The 4479-nt window shown below is 65.9% G+C and carries 5 protein-coding genes; 2 read left to right on the top strand and 3 right to left on the bottom strand.

The features are described 5' to 3' along the window. Window positions 1–1311: aconitate hydratase AcnA (acnA, locus tag WBF82_RS12870; RefSeq protein ID WP_424383406.1), on the top strand; the 1311-nt coding region annotated here is incomplete at its 5' end. Between the two features lie 10 nt (window positions 1312–1321). Then, window positions 1322–1885 (top strand): TetR/AcrR family transcriptional regulator, encoded by a 564-nt coding sequence (locus WBF82_RS12865; RefSeq protein WP_424383405.1) that lies wholly within the window; start codon window positions 1322–1324, stop codon window positions 1883–1885. A gap of 23 nt (window positions 1886–1908) precedes the next feature. On the opposite strand, the gene WBF82_RS12860 is transcribed toward WBF82_RS12865, so the two are convergent. The 3 genes from WBF82_RS12860 to WBF82_RS12850 form a co-directional block, all read right to left on the bottom strand. Continuing rightward, window positions 1909–2106, bottom strand: a complete 198-nt coding sequence (locus tag WBF82_RS12860) for a helix-turn-helix domain-containing protein (protein WP_424383404.1) — start codon at window positions 2104–2106, stop codon at window positions 1909–1911. A gap of 95 nt (window positions 2107–2201) precedes the next feature. Next, window positions 2202–3854 carry an ABC-F family ATP-binding cassette domain-containing protein gene (locus WBF82_RS12855; protein ID WP_424383403.1) on the bottom strand — a complete coding sequence of 551 codons (1653 nt, stop codon included), beginning with the start codon at window positions 3852–3854 and terminating at the stop codon, window positions 2202–2204. Window positions 3855–3869: 15 nt separating this feature from the next. After that, on the bottom strand, window positions 3870–4479 hold a 610-nt coding region (locus WBF82_RS12850; RefSeq protein WP_424383402.1), incomplete at its 5' end, for an enoyl-CoA hydratase.

Raw genomic sequence — 4479 nt, 5'->3', positions numbered from 1 at the left:
TGGGTGAAGACCACGATGGCGCCGGGCTCACAAGTCGTCAGCGACTACTACGAAAAGGCCGGGGTGTGGCCGTATTTGGAGAAGCTCGGTTTCTACCTTGTCGGCTACGGATGCACCACCTGCATCGGCAACTCCGGACCGCTGCCCGACGAGATCTCGAAGGCGGTCAACGACAACGACCTATCGGTGGCGGCGGTGCTGTCCGGCAACCGCAATTTCGAGGGCCGGATCAACCCGGACGTGAAGATGAACTACCTGGCTTCGCCGCCGCTGGTGGTCGCCTATGCGCTGGCCGGCTCGATGGACTTCGATTTCGAGTCGCAGCCGCTGGGCAAGGACGATGAAGGCACGGACGTCTTTTTGCGTGACATCTGGCCGTCGCAGAAAGACGTCTCGGACACCATCGCGACGGCGATCAACCAAGAGATGTTCATCACGAACTATGCCGATGTGTTCAAGGGCGACGAGCGGTGGCGCAACCTGCCCACCCCCAGCGGCAACACCTTTGACTGGGACGCCGATTCGACCTATGTGCGCAAGCCGCCGTATTTCGATGGGATGCCCGCCGACCCGGAACCGGTCAGCGACATCAGCGGCGCGCGGGTGCTGGCGCTGCTCGGCGACTCGGTGACCACCGACCACATCTCGCCGGCGGGCAGCATCAAGCCGGGCACCCCGGCGGCGCAGTACCTCGACGAGCATGGCGTCGAGCGTAAGGACTACAACTCCTTTGGGTCGCGGCGCGGCAACCACGAGGTGATGATCCGCGGCACGTTCGCCAACATCCGGCTGCGCAACATGCTGCTCGACGACGTCTCGGGTGGGTACACGCGCGACTTCACCCAGCCCGACGCGCCGCAGGCGTTTATCTACGACGCTGCGCAAAACTATGCGGCTCAAGATATTCCGCTGGTTGTGCTGGGCGGCAAGGAATACGGTTCGGGCTCGTCGCGCGACTGGGCGGCCAAGGGCACCCGGCTGCTGGGTGTGCGGGCGGTGATCGCCGAGTCGTTTGAGCGCATCCACCGGTCCAACCTGATCGGCATGGGCGTGATCCCGCTGCAATTCCCCGAGGGCAAGACCGCCGAATCGTTGGGTCTCGACGGCACCGAGGTATTCGACATCACCGGCATCGAGGCGCTCAACGACGGCAAAACGCCAAAGACCGTGCATGTCAAGGCCGCTGGGGATGGCAAGGAGGCGGTGGAGTTCGACGCTGTGGTACGGATCGACACGCCGGGTGAAGCCGACTACTACCGCAACGGCGGCATCCTGCAATACGTGCTGCGCAACATGCTGAGATCGAACTAGCGGAACGCTTGTGCCCAAGGTCAGCCAGGACCATCTGGCGGCCCGTCGCCGTCAGATCCTCGACGGTGCCCGTCGCTGTTTCGCCGAGTATGGCTATGAGCAGGCGACGGTGCGCCGCCTGGAACAAGCCATCGGCTTGTCGCGGGGTGCGATCTTCCACCATTTCCGCGACAAGGACACGTTGTTCTTCGAGCTGGCCCGCGAGGACGCCGAACGGATGGCCGCGGTCGCGTCGCGCGAGGGTCTCATCCAGGTCATGCGGGACATGCTCACCGCACCCGACCAGTTCGACTGGCTCGCCACGCGATTGGAGATCGCCCGCAAGCTGCGCCACGACCCTGCGTTCAGTCGAGGTTGGGCGGAGCGCTCGGCGGAGTTGACGGACGCCACGATCGATCGGCTGCGTCGACAGAAGCAGGCCGGCCGCGTGCGCAACGACATCCCCAGCGACGTACTGGTGTGCTACCTGGACTTGGTACTCGACGGCTTGGTCGCTCGGGTGGCCTCGGGTGAAGACCCACAGCGGCTGGCCGCCGTCCTCGACCTGGTCGAGGGCTCGGTACGCCAGGGGTAAGTTGACGCGACGGAAGTTCCGGCCTACCGGACCCGGGACCGGGTGCGATGGTTGGGCCCACCGCGGCTTCGCATCGGGGTGCCCGATTCTCGCAGCAAGCTGTGTACCGACCCATAGGACCTGCCAGTGGACGAGACCAGTTTACGAATGCTGGCTCCGCCCTCATACGCGCTGCGCAATTCGTCCATCAACTCCGCGCGTGTTTTCTTCGACTTCCGCATCGGCGCCTCCCCGCTGAATAGGATCCCCAACGCACACAGCGTAGAAAGCCGACGTCGGCGGCGGGGCGATTTGACGAAATCGCCTGCGCCATCGGTCAGGCCAACTCGATGAGATCCCGGTAGTCCTCGGACCAATGATCTTCGGTGCCGTCGGGAAGCAGCACGACACGTTGCGGATCGAGCGCTTCGGCGGCGCCCGGGTCGTGCGTCACCAGCACCACCGCGCCGGTGTAGCTACGCAGTGCATCGAGCACCTGCTCGCGCGATGCCGGGTCGAGATTGTTCGTCGGCTCGTCGAGCAGCAGCACATTCGCGGTCGACGCCACCAGGCCGGCCAGCGCCAGCCGCGTCTTCTCACCGCCGGACAGCGTGCCGGCCGACTGGTCGAGCTGACTACCACTGAACATGAAGGCGCCGAGTAGACCACGCAGGTCTTGCTCGCCCGAATCGGGCGCGGCGTGGCGGATATTCGCCCACACCGTCGCGGTGTCGTCGAGGGTGTCGTGCTCCTGCGCGAAATACCCGATTTTCAAACCGTGTCCGGGCTCCAACGCCCCGGCGTCGGGCTGCTCGACACCGGCCAACAGCCGCAGCAATGTCGTCTTGCCCGCGCCGTTGAGTCCGAGCACCACCACCCGGGAGCCGCGATCGATCGCGAGATCAACACCGGTGAACACTTCCAGCGATCCGTAGTTCTTGGTCAGACCGCTGGCCACCAGCGGGGTGCGTCCGCAGGCGGCCGGGCTGGGAAACTTGATCCGGGCCACCTTGTCAGCTGCCCGCTCTTCGTCGAGCGCGGCCATCATCCGATCGGCACGTCGCAGCATGTTCTGCGCTGCAACAGCTTTGGTGGCCTTTGCGCCTAGCTTGGCGGCTTGGGCACGCAACGCGGTGGCCTTGCGTTCGGCGTTGGTGCGTTCCCGACGGCGCCGCTGCTCGTCGGTGGCGCGCGCGTCGAGATACTTCTGCCAGCCCATGTTGTAGACGTCGACTTCGCCGCGTACCGCGTCGAGAAACCAGACTCGGTTGACGACGTCGGCCAGCAGATCGATGTTGTGGCTGATCACTACGAGCCCGCCGGTGTGGTTCCGCAGGAAGTCCCTCAGCCAGCCCAATGAATCGGCGTCGAGGTGGTTGGTCGGCTCGTCAAGCAGCAAGGTAGTGCTGGAACCTGAAGCCCCGGCTCCTCCTTCACTCGCGGCGAACAGAATCCGGGCCAACTCCACCCGGCGGCGTTGCCCGCCGGACAGCGTGCGCAGCTGCTGAGTCAGCACCCGTTCGGGCAACCCAAGGCTCGCGCAGATTCGGCCGGCCTCGCTTTCGGCTCCGTAGCCGCCTAACGCGGCGAAGCGTTCCTCGAGTTGGCCGTAACGGCGAATCGCACGGTCGCGGGCAGCGTCGTCGGCGACCTCGGCCATCAGCGCCTGCTGCTTTTCCAGATCGGTGAGTAGGGTATCCAAGCCGCGCGCCGAGAGCACTCGGTCGCGGGCCAGGACGTCGAGATCGCCCTCTTTGGGATCCTGCGGCAGGTAACCGATCTCGCCGCTGCGTGTCACCGTCCCGGCATACGGCTCGGCCTCCCCCGCAAGGATGCGCAGGGTGGTGGTCTTCCCGGCGCCGTTTCGCCCGACCAGGCCGATGCGATCACCGGGCTGTATCCGCAGCGTCGTGGCAGGGCCCCCCGCCGGATTAGCACAGAGCAACGTGCGCGCGCCAGCGCGGACCTCGAGGTCCGTAGCCGTGATCACGCAGGTCGTCTCCTGTTACTTGTCGTCGGTGAAGACCGGCGGCCGCTTCTCGGCACGCGCGGCAACCGCCTCTTCGAAGTTCGTGGTGAGCAGGCGAACGAAAAGCTGCCCCAGGCCCTCGGCCTGCATGTGCCCTTCCAGGCTAGCGGCGTCTAGTCCACTCCACAGTGTGCGCTTGGTCAACTCGATTCCCGGCCGCGAGAACGCGGTGATCCGTTCGGCCATCGCGTAGCAGGTCTCCAGCAGCCGGTCTTCGGGCACCTGGCGGGATACCAGCCCGATCCGCTCGGCTTCCTCGGCGTCGATGTCCCGGCCGGTCAGCATGATCTCGAACGCCCGCGACGAGCCGATGGCCCGCGGCAGCAAGTAGCTAAGACCCAGCTCGCTGGCCGTCAGACCGTTGTTGATACCCGCGGCCCGGAAATAGGCCCCGCTCGCGGCGACGCGGATATCGGCGGCTAGCGCCAGGCAGAGGCCACCACCGATCGCGGCGCCGTTGACCGCGGCGATCACCGGCTGGTGCAGCCTTCGCAGCCCCAGGATGACGTCGTCGAGAACCTGCATGGATCGCAGCGCGTAGGTGGGCCGGGTCAGGCCCTGCACGTGCGGCACTTCCCCGGCCGAC

This window comes from Mycobacterium sp., assembly GCF_049673265.1.
In the GTDB taxonomy this organism is placed as follows: Bacteria; Actinomycetota; Actinomycetes; order Mycobacteriales; family Mycobacteriaceae; genus Mycobacterium.
This window is presented reverse-complemented; position numbering and strand designations above follow the sequence as displayed.

Coding starts and splice junctions, on each gene's coding strand:
- WBF82_RS12860 (WP_424383404.1), bottom strand. CDS start 2,106: ATGCGGAAGTCGAAGAAAACACGCGCGGAGTTGATGGACGAATTGCGC.